At 48.3% G+C, this 18,376-nt stretch carries 20 protein-coding genes; 9 read left to right on the plus strand and 11 right to left on the minus strand.

Annotated features, from left to right (window positions below; genetic code table 11):
* Together C0068_RS13460 and C0068_RS13465 are read right to left on the minus strand one after the other, a co-directional pair.
* A complete protein-coding gene (locus tag C0068_RS13460) occupies window positions 1-621 on the minus strand; it encodes a redox-active disulfide-containing membrane protein (RefSeq protein WP_103684996.1) in 621 nt (206 codons plus the stop codon).
* Window positions 618-1,364 carry an SURF1 family protein gene (locus tag C0068_RS13465; RefSeq protein WP_103684997.1) on the minus strand — a complete coding sequence of 249 codons (747 nt, stop codon included), beginning with the start codon at window positions 1,362-1,364 and terminating at the stop codon, window positions 618-620. Before C0068_RS13465 ends, C0068_RS13460 begins: the two co-directional genes overlap by 4 nt.
* Before the next feature lie 53 nt (window positions 1,365-1,417).
* On the opposite strand from C0068_RS13465, the gene C0068_RS13470 reads away from it, so the two are divergent.
* Window positions 1,418-1,669: a DUF2909 domain-containing protein gene (locus C0068_RS13470; RefSeq protein WP_103684998.1), complete on the plus strand. Its 252-nt coding sequence runs from the start codon at window positions 1,418-1,420 to the stop codon at window positions 1,667-1,669.
* Between the two features lie 90 nt (window positions 1,670-1,759).
* Here C0068_RS13470 and C0068_RS13475 read toward each other — a convergent pair whose 3' ends face one another.
* Genes C0068_RS13475 through coxB form a run of 4 tightly spaced genes read right to left on the minus strand, consistent with a single transcriptional unit; the run spans window position 1,760 to window position 6,095 of the window.
* Complete coding sequence (locus tag C0068_RS13475; protein ID WP_103684999.1) at window positions 1,760-2,740, minus strand: cytochrome c oxidase subunit 3; 981 nt, start codon at window positions 2,738-2,740, stop codon at window positions 1,760-1,762.
* 40 nt (window positions 2,741-2,780) lie between these two features.
* Window positions 2,781-3,350, minus strand: a complete 570-nt coding sequence (locus C0068_RS13480; protein ID WP_103685000.1) for a cytochrome c oxidase assembly protein — start codon at window positions 3,348-3,350, stop codon at window positions 2,781-2,783.
* 15 nt (window positions 3,351-3,365) lie between these two features.
* Window positions 3,366-4,925: a cytochrome c oxidase subunit I gene (gene ctaD, locus C0068_RS13485; protein ID WP_103685001.1), complete on the minus strand. Its 1,560-nt coding sequence runs from the start codon at window positions 4,923-4,925 to the stop codon at window positions 3,366-3,368.
* Window positions 4,926-4,937: 12 nt separating this feature from the next.
* Window positions 4,938-6,095, minus strand: a complete 1,158-nt coding sequence (gene coxB / locus C0068_RS13490; protein WP_103685002.1) for a cytochrome c oxidase subunit II — start codon at window positions 6,093-6,095, stop codon at window positions 4,938-4,940.
* A gap of 453 nt (window positions 6,096-6,548) precedes the next feature.
* Here coxB and C0068_RS13495 point away from each other — a divergent pair, with 453 nt between their 5' ends.
* Together C0068_RS13495 and C0068_RS13500 are read left to right on the plus strand one after the other, a co-directional pair.
* Window positions 6,549-7,871 (plus strand): MATE family efflux transporter, encoded by a 1,323-nt coding sequence (locus tag C0068_RS13495; RefSeq protein WP_103685003.1) that lies wholly within the window; start codon window positions 6,549-6,551, stop codon window positions 7,869-7,871.
* Window positions 7,872-8,078: 207 nt separating this feature from the next.
* On the plus strand, window positions 8,079-8,411 hold the full coding sequence (locus C0068_RS13500) for a hypothetical protein (RefSeq protein WP_103685004.1): 333 nt from the start codon (window positions 8,079-8,081) through the stop codon (window positions 8,409-8,411).
* Here C0068_RS13500 and C0068_RS13505 read toward each other — a convergent pair whose 3' ends face one another.
* On the minus strand, window positions 8,412-8,978 hold the full coding sequence (locus C0068_RS13505; protein WP_103685005.1) for a DinB family protein: 567 nt from the start codon (window positions 8,976-8,978) through the stop codon (window positions 8,412-8,414).
* 44 nt (window positions 8,979-9,022) lie between these two features.
* Window positions 9,023-9,919: a LysR family transcriptional regulator gene (locus C0068_RS13510; RefSeq protein WP_103685006.1), complete on the minus strand. Its 897-nt coding sequence runs from the start codon at window positions 9,917-9,919 to the stop codon at window positions 9,023-9,025.
* 112 nt (window positions 9,920-10,031) lie between these two features.
* Here C0068_RS13510 and C0068_RS13515 point away from each other — a divergent pair, with 112 nt between their 5' ends.
* From C0068_RS13515 to C0068_RS13540, 6 genes are all read left to right on the plus strand, one after another.
* Window positions 10,032-10,634, plus strand: coding sequence for an FMN-dependent NADH-azoreductase (locus C0068_RS13515; protein WP_103685007.1), 603 nt, complete (start codon window positions 10,032-10,034; stop codon window positions 10,632-10,634).
* 33 nt (window positions 10,635-10,667) lie between these two features.
* Complete coding sequence (locus tag C0068_RS13520) at window positions 10,668-11,531, plus strand: pirin family protein (protein WP_103685008.1); 864 nt, start codon at window positions 10,668-10,670, stop codon at window positions 11,529-11,531.
* A gap of 161 nt (window positions 11,532-11,692) precedes the next feature.
* Window positions 11,693-12,118, plus strand: coding sequence for a CBS domain-containing protein (locus C0068_RS13525; protein WP_103685009.1), 426 nt, complete (start codon window positions 11,693-11,695; stop codon window positions 12,116-12,118).
* Window positions 12,119-12,192: 74 nt separating this feature from the next.
* Entirely contained in the window at window positions 12,193-13,041 is an 849-nt protein-coding gene (locus C0068_RS13530; RefSeq protein WP_103685010.1) for an alpha/beta hydrolase, read from the plus strand.
* A gap of 12 nt (window positions 13,042-13,053) precedes the next feature.
* Window positions 13,054-13,770: a ZIP family metal transporter gene (locus tag C0068_RS13535; protein WP_103685011.1), complete on the plus strand. Its 717-nt coding sequence runs from the start codon at window positions 13,054-13,056 to the stop codon at window positions 13,768-13,770.
* 410 nt (window positions 13,771-14,180) lie between these two features.
* The gene (locus tag C0068_RS13540) at window positions 14,181-15,398 is read left to right on the plus strand and encodes a saccharopine dehydrogenase family protein (RefSeq protein WP_103685012.1); all 1,218 of its coding nucleotides are present in this window, start codon (window positions 14,181-14,183) and stop codon (window positions 15,396-15,398) included.
* A gap of 70 nt (window positions 15,399-15,468) precedes the next feature.
* Here C0068_RS13540 and C0068_RS13545 read toward each other — a convergent pair whose 3' ends face one another.
* The 3 genes from C0068_RS13545 to C0068_RS13555 all read right to left on the minus strand — a co-directional run bounded on the left by C0068_RS13545 (window position 15,469) and on the right by C0068_RS13555 (window position 18,260).
* Complete coding sequence (locus tag C0068_RS13545; RefSeq protein ID WP_103685013.1) at window positions 15,469-15,849, minus strand: SpoIIAA family protein; 381 nt, start codon at window positions 15,847-15,849, stop codon at window positions 15,469-15,471.
* A gap of 87 nt (window positions 15,850-15,936) precedes the next feature.
* Entirely contained in the window at window positions 15,937-16,224 is a 288-nt protein-coding gene (locus C0068_RS13550; protein WP_103685014.1) for a YheV family putative zinc ribbon protein, read from the minus strand.
* A gap of 2 nt (window positions 16,225-16,226) precedes the next feature.
* Window positions 16,227-18,260 (minus strand): M3 family metallopeptidase, encoded by a 2,034-nt coding sequence (locus C0068_RS13555; RefSeq protein WP_103685015.1) that lies wholly within the window; start codon window positions 18,258-18,260, stop codon window positions 16,227-16,229.
* Between the last annotated feature and the right edge of the window lie 116 nt (window positions 18,261-18,376).

The raw sequence follows: 18,376 nt of genomic DNA on the forward strand, positions 1-18,376 counted from the left end.
TTACTTAATCAGGCGCCCCATATCTTTAAGGACGTCCTTGCCTAGTGTGGTCAGGGTTTCTTGCTCAGTATCCCCTGCGCGGTAATACATCATTACCCAACCCATCGGATCGACAACATAGAAAGCACGCGGATCAAATGGATTAATTTCAAGGTTTTTTAACTTGCTTAAAAATGGCGTGCCGTCTGTATGCAACACCGTCATATCACTGTGTTCCGCCTCAATGAAATCGCGCAAGTTCGGTGACAAAGGCCCATCAACCGCAAGATAAATGCGCTCGACGCGATCCACTTTTTTACCCAGCGCGGTATGAGTTTGTCGCGTTAAATAAAGCATGCGCTCACAGGCATCAACACAATCCTGACCACCAACTACCATAAATACCCAGCGCGATTCTGCGCGGTTAAACAAAAATTCGCCGCCATCAATACGCTGCGGATGTAGTTCGCCAAGCTGCACGGGAGGGTGAATCAAGGTGCCGCGATTAACCGTGCGGAAATTAATAATATTTTCCTTGGCCAGATAATAAACTGCGCTGGACAATAAAATAACGACGATAGGAATACCCAATATCAAACTAAGAAGACGCTTGCCACGCTTAGGATCTGCAGTTGTTGTCATAGCTCTTTGTTCTCTTCATCTTTGCCGCGCTTAAGTAGCACTGCCAGATTTGTGTTAAGAAAAATAAAAATAATGCCTAAGGCCACCGCCATTGCAAACCACTGCACGGCGTAGCCGGTATGCTTTGCTGGCGAAACATTCACTATCAATCGCTCAGTCTGTAAAGCACCAACACTGCCGCCTTCAAGCCGCAAACTGGTCGGCAACATGTTTTCAAAATCCTGTCTTGCGACATCGATATCCAGCCACTGCTGGCGACGTGGCCACTCAGTGTGTATCTCGCTACCCAAGCTGAAGTTCTTCTCTTCGCTTCGATACAGTTCTCCGCTAATCTTAACGGGACCTTTTGGTATAGAAACCTCTGGCAATGTGCGGCGAGAGGCATCTCCCGCAATCCAACCACGATCAACTAGCAGCTCACTGCCGTCGCTCAGGATAAAAACCGCCATTATCTCATATCCGAATCGACCGTGAGAAATTCGGTTATCGAGTAACCAGTATTTCTCGGAATCATATTCGCCCTCTGCATATACGGGTCGATAATTGGGGTAGTCGTCGAGTTCTGCAATATTCACCGCCGGCAGCATTCGGCGCTCTTCAAAATCAGCCAGCAGAACGCGCTTTTCGTCGGCGCGGCGCAACTGCCAGCACCCGAGACTCACCAACACCGGCAATATTAAAATGATTGCCAGCACCGATTTCCAATCGAGCTGCCATTGAAAGCGTGTTCGCTGGCTGGCCATTTATGAAATCCTATTGTGTATACTGCGGCAAACAATAGAGGAGGCTTACCGGTATGTGGTTAAAGATTGTCATAGTTGTGCTGTTTATCGCACTTGTCATCAGCCTATTTAGCGGGCTGTTCTTTTTAATGCAAGACCGTGGTACGACTATGCGAACATGGCAATCGCTAAAGGTTCGCTTAATCATTGCCACATTACTGATGGGCTTCTTGTTCTATGGTGTTTTCACCGGAAAACTTGGTTCAAAGGCGCCTTGGGACCAGCGCTATTTAGATTCCGGTAAAGCCGTTCTACAAACACCCTAGGCACTCAATAATGAACTTGGCCGGTATCACCTGCTTACCGTAGTAAACAGATGTACCGGCCAAATTTACTGAGCTGCTAGTAGTGTGCGCTTACAGAATGTAAACGAACAAGAACAAGAATACCCAAACCACGTCAACAAAGTGCCAGTACCAAGATGAAGCTTCAAAGCCAAATTGGTCTTCTGCAGAGAAGTGGCCTTTGGTTTTAGAACGCAGCCACTGCACCAGCAACATGAAGGTACCCATCGCCACGTGGAAGCCGTGGAAACCAGTCAGCATGAAGAAGGTGGTACCGTAAACACCGCTGTTCAGACGAATGCCGTATTCAAAAAGGGCTTCGTGGTACTCCATATACTGCAAGTACAAGAAGATACAGCCCAAAGCAACAGTGATAAACAACCACAAATTAAACTTCTTGCGGTCATTCTGCTTAATGCCCATATGAGCAATGTGGCAAGTGAAGCTAGATGCCAACAGAATTATTGTGTTGTAGAGCGGTAACCAGTGAGCAATGTTTGCAAAACCTGGGAAGGACAAGCTGTGCTCCGCACCAACGAACTCGCCGTTATTTGCCAAATGTCCCGCTGCGGCTTGTGCTTGCACACCACCAATTGCGTCCTGTGGTGTTTCCAGCAATGGCCAAGAATATTCAAAACCAGGCCATAAAAGTGTATTCATTGCACCTGCACCTTCACCAGCAAGCCAAGGCGCTGACAGGTTACGGATGTAGAATAAGGCACCAAAGAATGCTCCGAAGAACATGACTTCTGAAAAGATAAACCACTGCATACCAATCACATAGGATTGCTTTAGCTGTGCGCTATTCATGCCCGCGCGGTTTTCACGAATTGTCGTGCTAAACCAAACAAACAAAGTAGCAGCAAACCAAAGTAAGCCAGCCCATAAAATAAAGCCGGAGTTGGTTTCTTCGCCTGCACGGTAACTACTATCGTTAATGACGCTGGCAGCACCATAAACGATAGCTGTCATGCCAATCGATGCGCTGATAGCAAGCTTACTACTGTCGGGCACGTAGTAGGTTTCGTGCCCTGTATTGCTTTGACCCGCCATTGTTAAATCTCCATTTTCTCGGGGGAGAAAAATCTCTTTTCTATTTCGATGATGCCGCAACAGAATCCTGTTTCGCCGCCATCTCGGTTACATCAAAAATCGTATACGACAAGGTAATTACGTGGATATCGTCCGGTAAGTCACGATCAATAATAAATTGTAGTGCCAAATCTGCGTCTTTGCCCGCCGCCAATGGCTGCTGATTGAAACAAAAACACTCTGTTTTGTGAAAATACTCAGCAGCGCGGGACGGAACAATGCTGGGAATCGCCTGTGACACCATATACCTATTCTGCGTGTTCTTGGCGTAATAGGTGACTTGGCTAGATTCACCGGGGTGAACCTCAACCTGACTGGTGTTGGGCGCAAACTCCCACGGCATCATTTCATTGTTTTGCGCAACAAACTGCACTTTCACAATTCGACTTGTATCGATTTGACTATCTACAACTGTGTACTGCTGACCGGTTTTACCGTTAATGCCCAACGCTTCACACAAAGCATCGTAAAGCGGGGGCATTACCCACATGGCGAAGGCAAACATTATCACTACCAAGCCCAGCAACTTAATGCTGAGCTTCTTGATATTTTTGTCTGCCTGAGTCGCCATAATTACATCCAGCCCTTACTTAAGTTCTGGCGGAGTCGTAAAGGTGTGGTATGGCGCAGGCGTAGGCACTGTCCACTCCAGAGTAGTACCACCTTCCCATACTTTTGGATCGCTGACCGGCTTGCCGTGGGTAATTGTTCTAACGATATTGAACAAGAACAACAACTGGCTAGTACCGTAAATAAACGCACCGATGGATGACATCATATTGAAGTCAGCAAACATCAGGTTGTAGTCAGGGATACGACGCGGCATACCTGCCAGACCCACAAAGTGCTGCGGGAAGAAGGTCAGGTTAAAGCCAATGAACGAGATCCAGAAATGCGCTTTACCCATTGTCTCGTTGTACATTTTGCCGGTCCACTTTGGAATCCAGTAGTACACAGCAGAAGACAGGGCGAAGATCGCACCAGCAACCATCGTGTAGTGGAAGTGGGCAACAACAAAGTAGCTGTCGTGGTACTGGAAGTCAGCAGGCGCAATAGCGAGCATCAGACCAGAGAAACCACCTACGGTGAACAAGAACACCTTGGCAATGGCAAACAGCATCGGCGTTTCAAGGGTGATAGAGCCCTTGAACATAGTGGTGATCCAGTTGAACACCTTAGCCGCTGTTGGCACCGCAATTAACATCGTGGCGTACATAAAGAACAGTTCGCCAGCAATCGGCATACCTACCGTGTACATATGGTGAGCCCATACGATGAACGACAAGAAGGCGATTGATGAAGTTGCGTAAACCATTGAGTCATAACCGAACAAAGGCTTGCGTGAGAAGGTTGGGATAACCTCTGACACCACGCCAAATGCTGGCAGAATGATGATGTAAACTTCTGGGTGACCAAAGAACCAGAACACGTGCTGGAACAGTACTGGGTCACCACCACCGGCAGCGCTGAAGAAGCTAGTGCCGAAGTGAATATCCATCAACATCATGGTCACTGCACCCGCCAATACTGGCATAACAGCAACTAACAAGAACGCAGTGATCAACCAAGTCCATACAAACATTGGCATTTTCATGTAGGTCATGCCAGGCGCGCGCATGTTCACTACTGTAGCAATGATGTTAATAGAACCCATGATCGACGATATACCCATGGCGTGAACCGCGAATATAAAGAAGGTCACGCTTGGTGGCGCATACGTTGTAGACAATGGCGCGTAGAACGTCCAACCGAAGTTAGGACCACCACCTTCCATCAGGAGGGTAGATGCCAACAACAAGAATGTTGGTGGCAGAATCCAGAACGACCAGTTGTTCATCCGTGGCAGAGCCATATCTGGCGCGCCAATCATCATCGGAATCATCCAGTTAGCCAAGCCAACGAAGGCCGGCATAATGGCACCGAAAACCATAACGAGACCATGCATGGTCGTCATTTGGTTGAAAAACTCAGGCTGAACTATTTGTAGGCCTGGTTGAAACAGCTCGGCGCGAATAATCATGGCGAAAGAACCGCCAAGCAAGAACATCGCAAAGCTGAACCACAAGTACATCGTACCGATGTCTTTGTGGTTGGTGGTAAATAACCACCGAGTTAAACCTTTTGCAGGTCCGTGATGAGCACCCATGGTGTAATCCCCCTACTGACCTTTCTTGAATTTGTAAATGTCAACTGGCTGCAACATGTCACCCATGTTGTTACCAAAGGCGTTGCGCTGATATGTAATTACAGCAGCAAGATCCACCTCATTTAGCTGACTACCAAATGCCGGCATAGCTGTGCCAGGCACACCGTCTACAACACGCGCTGTGTGCTCTTTCATTGCACCCGTCGCAATTGGGCTGCCAGCAATCGCTTTACCGACGCCGCCTTCACCGTTTGCTCCGTGACACGCTGCACAGCTGCTGGTGTAAACTGATTTACCGCGCTCAACCAGCTCTTCCAAAGAAAAATCTTTCGCCATCAATTCTTTAATTTCAGCAGCGGCGGCTTGTTTCTCGCCCAACCACGCTTCGTACTGAGGCTCTTCAACGACGTTAACCACTATCGGCATAAAGCCGTGGTTACGACCGCAAAGCTCGGCACACTGACCACGGAAAACACCGGTTTCAGTCGCTTTAGTCCACGCCTCGTTGATAAAACCAGGAATCGCATCGCGTTTTACCGCCAGTGCAGGTACCCACCAAGCGTGTAATACGTCGTTCGCCGTTACCAAGAAACGTACTTTCTTGTTAACTGGAATAACCACAGGCTCATCAACTTCTAACAAATAGTTAGAACCTTTGTCTTCGGTGTTCGCAATTTCTGCGCCATCGGTCAACAAATTAGAAAAGAAGCTGATATTGTCGCCATTCGGGTTGATGTATTCGTATTTCCACTTCCACTGGTAGCCGGTGATCAAAATATCTAGATCAGCATCATCGGTGTCGTAGATTTGAATAAGTGTTTTGGTGGCTGGAACAGCCATAAACAACAAAACTAGAAATGGAACTATTGTCCAAGCAATCTCCACGCGGGTATTTTCGTGAAAAGTTGCCGGCTCCTGATGACGTTCTTTACGGTAGGCAAATACCGAGTAAAACATCACGCCAAAAACCACTATGCCTGTTACGACGCAGATGTAGAAAACCCACATATGCAAATCGTAAATTTGATGACCAACCTCGGTAATACCGGGGGTCATATTGGTTTGCCAACGCTCGGCCTGTTCGGCCCATGCGCCGGTACTAAACAGACTTAGCAGCATTAGCACAGGACTAAGCGCCAGCTTGAAAAGCCGTTTCGCTTGTAAATACATTCCCGTGTCTCCATGTACAGTTAATAAAGACCCCTTAGCCGGCTAGAGCGAGCGATGTACAAGTTTTTGATCTGCGGGGGAACACAATCGTTAAATTGAACTCTTAAACAGACACAAACAAATCCCAGTGCGAATTTCGTGAAATCCGTATTGAGATTCATTCGTAATTTGTGCATCACATACCCATTAACACTGCTTTGGGTGCGACAAAACGCCGCAATTATAAACCCGTTAAATGCACCAGCGCTACTCTGCAGCACAGGAATACTACGAGAGTTTCTAGGTAACTCCCGCTCTTTTACCTTATCCCCACCAATTAAAGGGTTATTGCCAAGGCAGAACCACTAGATATGGGGTAAAATCTATTTTTCTTTTGATCTCGTGATCGATTTCCACTCGCCCCATTTATGTGCAAATCTTCACCACATCCGCTGCAAACATTAAGAATTGACCATGCCCCCACGTGATCGCCAAATTCACCGCCGCATCAGAGCGCTCGCGTGGCCCATGATCCTTGCCAATTTATCAGCTCCGCTGCTTGGCATTGTGGATACCGCCATTCTCGGACACCTTGGCGACAGCCGTTATTTGAGCGCAGTTGCCATCAGCACCAGCCTTCTTGCCTTTTTATATTGGGGCTTTGGCTTTTTACGAATGGGAACCACCGGCGCTAGTGCGCAAACGGCCAATATGCAGGAAAGTGCAGGGCTGCTATTAAAAGCACTGCTACTAAGCCTAGTGATTGCACTATTTATACTCTTGGCCGGTCACAAATTAAGCCATCTCGGACTCCGCTTAATGAATGCCGACAGCACTCTGCTGCCGCTGGCCCAAAGCTACCTACATATCCGCCTATTCAGCGCGCCCGCCGTATTAGCTACATACGTCGTTATCGGCTGGCTTATTGGGCAGCAAAACACGCGCTGGCCACTACTTATCGCCATCGGCACCAATGTGCTTAATATCGCGCTAGATTATCTTTTTATTGTCAAACTGAACCTTCACAGCGACGGCGCGGCAATAGCCAGCGTTATAAGTGAGTACTGCGGTTTTGGTCTAGCATTATGGGCGGTGCGATCGAGTTTAAAACACAGCATTTCATTCGGTATTAAGCAAACTTGGCGGTACGGACCCCAAATAAAGCAACTGCTTAGCAGTAATTTGCAGCTTTTTATCCGCACCGCAGCACTTCTTTTCAGCTTTGCTTTTTTCACAGCCCAAAGCGCGGCGTTAGGACAAAATCAACTCGCCGCAAACGCGATATTGCTACAACTTATGATGATTAGTGCCTACGGCTTAGATGGTTTTGCCCATGCCGCAGAAGCCTTAGTGGGGGAAGCGTATAAACACCGCGACGCTCAAATGCTAATCGCCACCTGCCGAGCCTGTGCGAAATACTGCGCAATTACCGCCGTCACCGTAAGCGCAGCGCTTTTTTTACTAGAGCCACCCATTATTATGGTGATGACAGATTTGACCGCCGTTCGAGAGCTCGTGCGTGATTACTATGGTTGGCTAGTATGGCTGCCAATACTGTGCGCTCCAAGCTATCTATTAGACGGTATTTATATAGGCACCCTCAAAACCAAGGCCATGCAGTGGTGCATGCTGTTCTGCGTCTGCCTAGTGTTTTTACCGCTTTGGGGCCTTAGCCAGCACTGGGGCAATAATGGCCTGTGGTTTGCGTTCTGCATCTTTAACCTTGCTAGAGGACTTAGCCTAGCCCTTATGTTTCGGCGCTGCGTTCTAAAAGAGCTAAAAGCCAGTTCAAGTTAATCCGCTACCCCTAGTAACACTTCTCTGTGGTTTTAAGCCCATACATACCCCGCGCAAACGCTGACAAGCTCAGATTTTCAATCTAAACCTAATAGCGATTGATTATTTCGCGAATATCGGTAACAATATTTGTGTATTTAGGTATCAAAACATCCACCTGCATTTCCCTGCGATCTTTCAGTGTCATTTTTTTAAGAGGTATGACCAATGAAAAAAGCCACATACTTACTCGGCAGCCTGCTGTTATGTTTAATCAGCACGAGCGTATTCGCCGAATGTGCCGCCCGCGCCGTTTACCGCGCTCCAGAAATCCCAGATTTGAAAGACACCAGTTTCGAACAAGCCGTTCAGCTTGAAGCGGAAGTCAAATTTTATATACAAGATGCGGATCAAAGACTGCAGGAATGCGGCCGTAAAGCCTCACCATTTGCCCACAATGTTGCCATAGGTCGCATGGAAAGAGTCGCCAGGGCATATAACGAAATCGCAGAGTTTTATAACCGCGCGACCGTTGCGTCCAATAACGTCGCCTCCAACTAATCATTTGCTAGGAATGCCGCCATCATCATGGGGCAATTCATCAATCCACAGCAGCAAATCAGTAAGGCCCACATCCACACCCTGCTGACTTAGCAGGGTAGTGACCTGCCCCCGATGATGGGTCTGATGATTAAAGAAATGCTGCAGCACCAAACCAAATGGCTTATTAAAGTCGTGGCCCTTGCTGTTTTTATACTCTAAAGGCCGATCAAAGCTGTCTTCCGTTAAGGACTCGGTCCAGCGGCAAATCTGCGTATCAATCACCCGGCGAGCGCCGAACAAAGCATCGAACTCCTCATGCAACACCTCGTTTAGCGCAGCAGGCGCAGGCATCGCCGCAATCTCAACCAGTACCGGCGCCCCTGCAAAAGATCGCTTTGCGAAGCGCTGCAGCCACATAATGTCTGCCACCAGAAGATGGTTTAAGGTCCCCAAAATAGACTGAAAAAACGCCCCCACATTACTTGCTAGTTGCTCTTCACTTAGTGACTGCGCCGCCGCATAAAGACGCTGATTCATATCGCGGTTATAACGGCCCATCAAAACATATTGCTGTTGACGCCCCATTTCTCAAACTCCACTAGTCCAACACATGGCCAAACCACACAACTTCAACACGACAAACTGGCCGCCGAAGCCTTTAATAATTGCTCACAGCGCAGCGCAGCCGCCCCCGCAAGATCCCTATTTGGTAAAATCAAAAACAGATCGGCAAAACGCTCACCACCCTCCATCATTGGGAGCGGGACAATTTCGCCGCTCGCTAGCTCCTCCCGCATGACCAACTCGGGAAGCCACGCAAAACCCAAGCCCCTTGCCACCGCTTTTATCGATACCTCCATGCGGCTAACGGTTAAACGCTGAGATGCCTCCAACCAACCCGAGTCGCGCTGACGCCTCACCCCCGAATCCCGTACCACAAGCTGCCGAAAAGGCCGTAAATCTCGATAATCTAGCATGCGATCCAACTTATGTAGCGGATGATCTCGGTGTGCAACTGCAATGAATTTAACCCGCAGTAAGTGATCACCTAAAAACCCTGGCGGCACAATGCCCGTTATTGCAACATCGCAGCGCCGCTCAAGCAGGGCTTCTTCGGCGCCACTTAATACGCTTTCAACACATTCAATGCGAGTGTCCGGGCAGCTTTCGCTAAGATCCGCCAAGCAATCCAACATGGCGTGACTGGGAAACAAGGTGTCGCACACTATGCGCAATTGTGGCTCCCAGCCTAGGGCGGCGGACTTAGCTGATTTTTCTAAACGCAGCGCCTCGTCAATCAAAGCCTTACCACGGCGATACAGCATTTGCCCAACTTCAGTTAGCTCAGACTTCCGGCCGCGAATTTCAAATACCTTAACCCCGAGCTGTTCCTCCATCTTTTGAATGGTATAGGTCACCGCCGACTGGCTTTTATGCAGCACCTCCGCAGCGCGGGCATAACTACCCTCATCCACAACTGCCAAAAAGCAGTGCCACTGCTCAAGATTTGTTCTAGGTCCAGACATATAAATCAACTTTTCTGATCATTAATGTCAATAAATTGCGCTTTTTAAACAACTTTATCAATAGTTTAATGAAGTCATCGAACACTTACTGATACCCACTTTGGAGCAAATCATGATGAATATTCTTCATATAAATAGCAGCTTATTTGGCGAAGGTGGCAAATCAAGCCAAATGGCGAATGAATTTATTCAAGCCCTACGCAGTAACTTAGATAATTCTGCGTTGGTGTCCCGCGATCTACATAGCAACCCACTTCCCCATTTAGATGGTGAGCGATTCTCTGCGTTTGTAACACCAGCAGAAAATAGAAACGATGCCCAAAAGCGCATCGTGGCCGAATCAGATGTGCTGATAAATGAACTGCGCGATGCCGATATCATCATCCTTGGCATACCGCTTTACAATCTCGGCGTGCCATCCACCTTTAAAGCCTATATTGACCACATCGCCCGCGCCGGTGAGACCTTTCGCTACACCGCTAACGGCCCAGAAGGATTACTAAGCAATAAAAAAGTGTATGTCTTTGCCGCACGTGGCGGTCAGTACAAAGACACCCCACTAGACACACAAACTCCGTATTTACGCCATATTTTCGGCCTAATGGGTATCAGTGATATTGAGTTTGTCTATGCGGAAGGACTAAACATGGGGCCAGAAGTGGCCGATAAAGCCCTAGCGGACGCCCGCAAACAATTGCTTGAAAAGGCCGCTTAAGCAGACTTAGCCAAGATATATTGGAGAATGACCATGACGATACGCACTGTGACCCGCATTATTCCTGCACAGGCAACCTCTGACGGCGCCGGCGTAAAGCTCAAACGCAGCATAGGGCAGTCAAACGCCACTCGTCATGATCCCTTCTTGATGCTGGATGAATTCTTTTCCGATGAACCCGCTGACTATCTGGCGGGCTTCCCCTCGCACCCGCACCGCGGCTTTGAAACCGTAACCTATATGCTTGAAGGTCATATGCTTCACGAAGACCATCTCGGTAACAAAGGGCATCTCAAAGACGGCGGCGTGCAATGGATGACTGCTGGGCGCGGGGTTATTCATTCCGAAATGCCACAACAAGAAGCCGGTCGCATGCGGGGTTTTCAGCTATGGATCAACCTTCCGGCAGCGGAAAAAATGCAGCCGGCAAGTTACCAAGATATTCCGGCTGACGCCATCCCGAACTTAGTTTTAAGCGAGCATAGCAAAGCTGTACTTATTGCCGGCCGCAGCAATATTAATGGCCACGACGCCATTGGCTATATAAATGGTCTTGACGGTCGCTCGATGAGTACCGACCCAATTTATATCGATCTGCAACTCGGCTCAGCTGAGAATGTCAGCCTCAATTTGCCGACAGACCACAACGCCTTGGTATATGTTTACGAAGGTGAAGTCGCTATTGGCGACCAAGTTCTCAGCAGTAACCGCAGCGCCATACTCAGCAGCGGCGACACGCTAAGCTTAGAAACCAAAAATAGCGCTAGGCTGCTCATACTAGCAGCCCAGCCAATTGGCGAAGCGATTGTTCAATACGGGCCTTTTGTAATGAACAGCAGTGATGAAATTGAACAGGCACTCAAAGACTATCGAGACGGCGTACTTGCCATCGCGTAGTAACTAGCGGAATAGATGGGCATAAAATACACTTAGATACAGAGCACATTCGTCAACTCTCGACTGTTAATAGTTAAAAGCTTTTGTCTTAATCGAAACTTTGCATTTACGCTATTAATCCCAGCAGGATATATTAGAGCTCAGCTCTACAGGAGTATTTTATGACAAGCTCAATGCTCGTCCGCGACGTAATGACCTCACCATCACCACTGGTAAAGCAAGGCTGTGATCTCGGCGAAGTCGTACAAACTCTACTTAAACACGGCGTTTTTGGCCTGCCCGTAATTAACGACAATAACGAACTAGTCGGCTTTGTTTCAGAGCAAGACTGTATACATTCAGTATTAGTCAGCAGCTATCACTGCGAAGGGTCGCCGGTTGTAGACGATGTCATGAGCAGGGAAGTGCTAGCCGTTGAAGCTGACTCATCTATTATCGACCTCGCGCAAAAAATGGGTAAGAACAAACCTAAGTCCTACCCCGTGATTGATGAGGGCAAATTAATCGGCCTAGTTACCCGCAGCGCCATTTTAGAATCGCTCTGGGCAAACAGGGCTAGCTGCGACCTACCCAACGACAAACAGTAAAGCGCCAAGTACATCGCCGCTGCGACAATCCGCAACGGCGTCCTTTAAACAACACAGCTTAAAGGAGCACACGGATGAAGCTTGCCATTCTTTTCAGCTGTATTTTTGGCTTTTTTCTTGCCCCGCACTCGCAGGCAAACACCCTCACCGATCTCCCTTACGGTGAGGCCAAAGAACAAAAGCTCGATGTCTATCTGCCAGCAAAATCACTAAATAGCCCGATATTATTTATGGTTCACGGCGGCGCTTGGCGAATTGGCGACAAACAAAATCACAGCGTAGTTAAAGCCAAAGTTGAGCGCTGGGTAAAACAAGGCTGGGTATTCGTTTCCATTAATTACCGCATGCTGCCAAAGACAGATCCCTATCGGCAGGCGGGCGACGTCGCCAAAGCCCTTGCCTATCTGCAGGCACACAGTACAGAGTGGGGCGCAGACCCAGGCAAACTTGTCGTAATGGGGCATTCCGCCGGCGCGCATCTAGTTTCCCTGGTATTAACTGATGCCGCTCTTTATGACGCCGAGGCAATGAAGCAAATACAAGGCGGTATTCTCCTCGACAGCGCCGCTCTAGATATCACTAAAATTATGAGTGAAAAACATCCGCGCCTCTATGATCGGGCCTTTGGCAAAGATCCCGTCTATTGGCGTAAAACCTCCGCCATTGAGCATCTCCACAGCAAAGTAAAACCGATGCTAGCTGTGTGCTCAACTCAGCGCGACAATAGCTGTGCACAGGCAAGTGCCTTCGTCAAAAAGGCGCGCACTCTCGGGGTGGACGCGCGACAATTAGGCGTAGATTTATCCCACACCCAAATAAACGCTAATCTCGGTGAAGACTCGCATTACACAGAAAATATAGAAGAATTTATTCGCAGCCTCGATCCACGCTTTAAGGATTTTTTGGCACCCGCAACGCAGTAAATAGACGTAACTATGCACGGCATACTCACAATTATTCTGTTAACCGCCGCAGCTGGCGCGTGTATTCCGATTGGCGGCTATATTGCCAGCCGAACCCGTATTCAACAGCATTGGCTGGATGAAGAGCTACGCCACTCTATTATATCGTTAGGTGCAGGGATTCTACTCGGCGCGGTCGCCATAGTATTAGCGCCTGATGCATTGGAGCACCTCAATCACTCTCCGTGGTCTATTCTCTTATTACTAAGTGGCGGTGGCATTTTTTATTATCTAGAAAAATATTTAGATATTCACCGCCGATCCGCGCCACAATTAACAGGTATGCTGCTAGATTATATTCCCGAGTCATTGGCCCTCGGCGGTATAGCGGCAAGCGGTGCAGACACCACACTTCTGCTCGCTGTACTGATTGGTTTGCAAAATTTGCCCGAAGGCTTCAACGCCTTCAAAGAGCTTACCGATACCGGACGCAGCGCGAATAAAGTACTAATGATGATGCTCGCACTAGTGCCGCTCGGCCCCTTATTTGGCTTAGCAGGTTACACTTTTTTAGGTGAACAGAATGAAATTCTGGGAAGTATTATGCTAATTGCCAGCGGCGGAATTTTATACCTAATATTTCAAGATATTGCCCCGCAAATACCCATACGCAAACACCGTGGTCCACCGCTTGGAGCGGTCATTGGCTTTGCTATCGCCATGCTAGGTAGCGTACTTAGTCAGTATTAGGCAAATATTCTTGTGGGCTGTAGTCCGGTACAATCTTTAACTCAAATGTATCAACGGGTTTTCATTTATGCGGTTTTTGCTGTTAATCATCTTCACTAGCCTAATCAGCGCCTGTGGACTTTCGTCCTATGACCAATCGCGAGAATGGCGTCTGCAAGAATGCGAAAAAATACTTAACGACACCGACCGCGCCAACTGCAAAACCAACACACCATATTATAAATAATCAACCGCAAACACTTATTCCCACAAATGGGCTCTCTATAGCTTGTCGTGATATTCGGCATTTTTAAGAACAATGTTTACAGTGAACAAATAGTGCTAAGCTCCTGTCCCAATAAGTCACTATTCACCTGATTGACGCTAATCACCTCCCTAGCGCAATACACTAAAACTAAAAGGGGACAACAATGGCAGAGCATAAATACGATATCGTGGTTTTTGGCGCCAGCAGCTTTGTCGGCGAAATTTTATGCAACTACCTAAGCAAAAATCGCGAAGAACCCACTCTGCGCTGGGCCATTGCAGGTCGCTCTAGTGCGAAGCTAGAAGCGGTAAAAGCCAAGCTCGACAAGCCCGACTTAGACATCATCATTGCAGACGCTGCCGACGAGGAGGCATTGCGGGCGCTATGCGCACAAACCCACGTGGTCACAACAACGGTCGGCCCCTATGCGCTATATGGCGAAACCTTATTAAAAATTTGCGCCGAAACCGGCACCGACTATTGCGATCTAACAGGTGAAAACCAGTGGATCAGAAAAATGATCGAGCGCTACGACGCCACCGCTAAAGCATCCGGGGCGCGCATTGTAAACTGCTGCGGCTTCGACTCCATTCCATCGGATCTCGGTGTGTACTACACCCAGCAACAAAGTAAAGAGCTCTTTGGTGAGTACTGCGACACCGTCAGTATGCGGGTAAAAACCGCCAAAGGTGGCTTGTCCGGCGGAACCTTTGCCAGCTTGCTCAACCTAATGAAAGAGGCATCCACTAATCCCGCATTGCGCAAGGAAATGGCCGATCCTTATTCCCTATGCCCCGACGAAGAGAGCAAAGCGCGTCAAATAAACACCGGCCTAGCCCAATTCGACAAGATCTCAGGAAGCTGGACGGCACCCTTTATCATGGCGGCAATTAACACTCGCGTAGTACAGCGCTCAAATTTTCTACTAAAAGAAGCCTACGCAAAGCCCTTTTTTTACGACGAGGCGATGATGCTTGGCAAAGGTTTCAGTGGTCGGCTGCGCGCCGGTGCCGTTGGCGGAGGGCTCGCCGGCTTCATGCTCACCGCCAGCCTCAAACCTGGGCGCTGGATTTTATCTCGGGTATTGCCGTCACCGGGTGAAGGCCCCAGCCCGCAAGAACAAGAAAACGGTTTTTACGATCTGTATTTTTATGGCAAAACCGCCTCGGGTAAAAAGCTACAATGTCGAGTCACCGGCGACAAGGACCCCGGCTACGGCTCAACCGCAAAAATGCTCGGCCAAGCCAGCATTTGCCTTGCCCGTGACATTGATAAAGCAGAACTTGCAGGCGGCTTACTCACCCCCGCAAGTTGCTTTGGCAATATTCTAATCGAGCGTTTAAAGGCGTACTCAGGACTAACGTTTAGCGTGATTCGATAATATCTGCATAAAGGCTGAGTGGCGTTGGTACAGCAATTAAGTACAAAATCCACTCAGCACAAACTACAGCTTAACCAAGTGCACCCACATCCCGCTCGCTCACCCAAATTAATGCTTCATCCTTTTGCAAAGGAATGAAGTGGTCAATTTCAATATTCGGAAAAGCACGTGTAATAAGCGCTGTACCGCGGTTAAACCAACGGGGCTCGCCGAGAATAGCTGTACGTGTAAAACGGTTTATATACTTGGCTAAAAACCGCATTTCTTTTAACCAGCCGCGCACCGTAAAACCTTCAAAATGATCGAGCTCAATAAAGATATTTAAATTATCTTCATCGATCAGTTTGCGCTCAACTTCCTTCAATATGACTTCAATGTCTGTGTGATTAATCTTGCCAGAAACCCTAACACCTACAACGTGGGGGAATGGAAGGGCTAACAACTCCAGCATAGAATTTCCTCCGCAAATGCTTTGTAAAAAGTATAGGCAAGATCAGCGCATTTGCGTTCCCTATAAATAAAAAATCGGTATTATTCCTCAATGATCGTTGCGATTGCGGCCATCCCGGGGATCAATCAAAGACACAATATGCACTTCGTCCTCATGGGCCAGCACTTTCTCACCTGGCCTCGGCTGATTAACACGCGTTGTCGGCTCTTCAATTTTGCCGGTGTCGTCACGAATAGATTCTTTAAATCCGCAGCGCACGCACTCACGAATTTGCTCTACATCAGACACTCGGTACATCACGGTTTTATCCATTTCTGCACACTTGGGGCAAACGGCTCCCGCTATAAAACGACGTTGATTAAATACCGTAGCCACGTTTACGCTCCCTTGGAAATAGCGATGCCAGAATGACGCAATAGGGCATCATTCGCTGGGGCCCGACCACGGAAATTTTTAAATAAAACATCGGCGGCTTCGGAGCCACCGCGCTCTAAAATTTCAGTGCGGAATTTTTTGCCGACTTCAACATTCATCACGCCTTTCTCTTCGAACAAAGAAAAAGCATCTGCTGATAAAACCTCAGCCCATTTATAACTGTAATAGCCCGCAGCGTAGCCACCAGCAAAAATATGCGAAAAACTATTTTGAAAGCGGTTAAATGCCGGTGGCTGAAAGACTGCAACTTGATCTCGAACAGCGTTAATAACCGAATCTATATCCGTCTCATCACAAATGCCAGACTGCATATGCAATTTAAAATCGAATAAAGAAAACTCTATTTGACGCAGCATCTGCATACCAGATTGAAAATTCTTCGCCGCTAACATCTTGTCTAGCAACTCTTCTGGCAATGGCTCACCGCTTTGATAGTGAGCAGAAATATCGGGGATCACCGATTTTTCCCAACACCAGTTTTCCAAAAATTGGCTGGGTAGTTCTACCGCATCCCAAGCAACGCCACTTATACCCGCCACGCTCAGGCAATCTATTTGCGTCAACATATGGTGAAGGCCGTGACCAAACTCATGAAATAAGGTGGTCACTTCATTATGGGTTAGTAGAGAAGGGCGCTCACTGGTTGGCGGCGAAAAGTTGCACACCAAAAACGCGACTGGCTGCTGCACACTGCCATCGTCTAGCAGGCGGCGGCCCCGTGCGTTTGCCATCCACGCACCACCGCGCTTATTGTTGCGGGCGTATAAATCTAAATAGAAATGTGCGAGCACCTCGCCATTGCGAGAGATGCGATAGCACTGAGCATCTTTATGCCAAAAATCAGCGTCATTGAGTGCACTAATCTCAATATCAAATAATTGACCGGTGATCTTGAATAAGCCACTCATCACTTTTTCGACTGGAAAGTAAGGGCGCAATGCCTCTTGGGAAAGCGTAAATGAGGCTTCTTTTAACTTTTCGCTAAAATAGGCTACGTCCCAGGCCTTCAACTCTCCGACGCCTTGCTCAGCAGCAAAAGCCGCCAGTTCAGCAAATTCCTTCGCTGCCACCGGCTTGCTGGCCTCGGCCAGTTCTTCCAAAAAGTCGATAACTTGCCGGCTAGATTCCGCCATTTTGCTGGCAAGGGAGTACTCAGAATAATGTTCAAAACCGAGTAGCTGCGCCATTTCTTGGCGCAGCTGTGAAATCTCTACCATCAAGGGGCCGTTGTCCCACTTACCGGCCTGCGGCCCTTGAGCAGAGGCACGCGTTGCATAGGCCGTGTACATTTCCTCGCGCAGTTCGCGGTTGTCGGCATACTGCATAATGGGAAGGTAGGTGGGGATATCCAAGCTGAGGCGATAACCATCAAAACCTTTGGCCTGAGCAGACTCACGCAAATTATCAAGCACCGTGGCTGGCACACCAGCTAGGTCAGCAGCGTCGCTAATTAACTTTTCCCAACCGTCGGTGGCGTCCAAAACATTATTTGAAAACCCCGTCGATAATTCGCTTAGGCGCTGTTGAATTTCGCTAAATCGGCTGGCTTTATCGCCCTCTAAGGCAACGCCTGACAGGGTGAAGTCTCGCAGCATATTGCGCACAGCTTGCTGGCGGGGCCCGCTTAAACAACTAAATGAATCACTTTCAGCAAAGGCCTGCACTCGCTCAAACAAGGGGCGGTTTTGACCCATTTCGCTGTTGTACGCCGTCAATAATGGCAAGCAAGCACTATAGGCTTCGCGCCATGCATCGCCACTGAGAACGCTGTGTAAATGACTCATCGGCGCCCAGAAGCAACCAATTTTGTCATCAATTTCTTCCAGCGGTGCCATTAAATTTGACCAATCTGGACTGCACTCATCGGCAACAACGACCGCCACCTGCCGCCGCGACTCCGCTAATAAATCCTCACATTCTTTTGCCATTGCCTGAGGATCAAGGGTAGAGAAAATTGGTAAACTATTAGCCGTCATGGTGAAAAAGACCTATAAACTGGAAAGCGAGAATGCACCCAGTGTATCAAATCTACCGCCCTGCCGAATCCTGTTAGTATTCTTTTAACAGGCGGGGCCACCGAAAAGTAAGTACC

It is taken from the genome of Zhongshania marina (assembly GCF_002915595.1).
Classification (GTDB): Bacteria; Pseudomonadota; Gammaproteobacteria; order Pseudomonadales; family Spongiibacteraceae; genus Spongiibacter; species Spongiibacter marinus_B.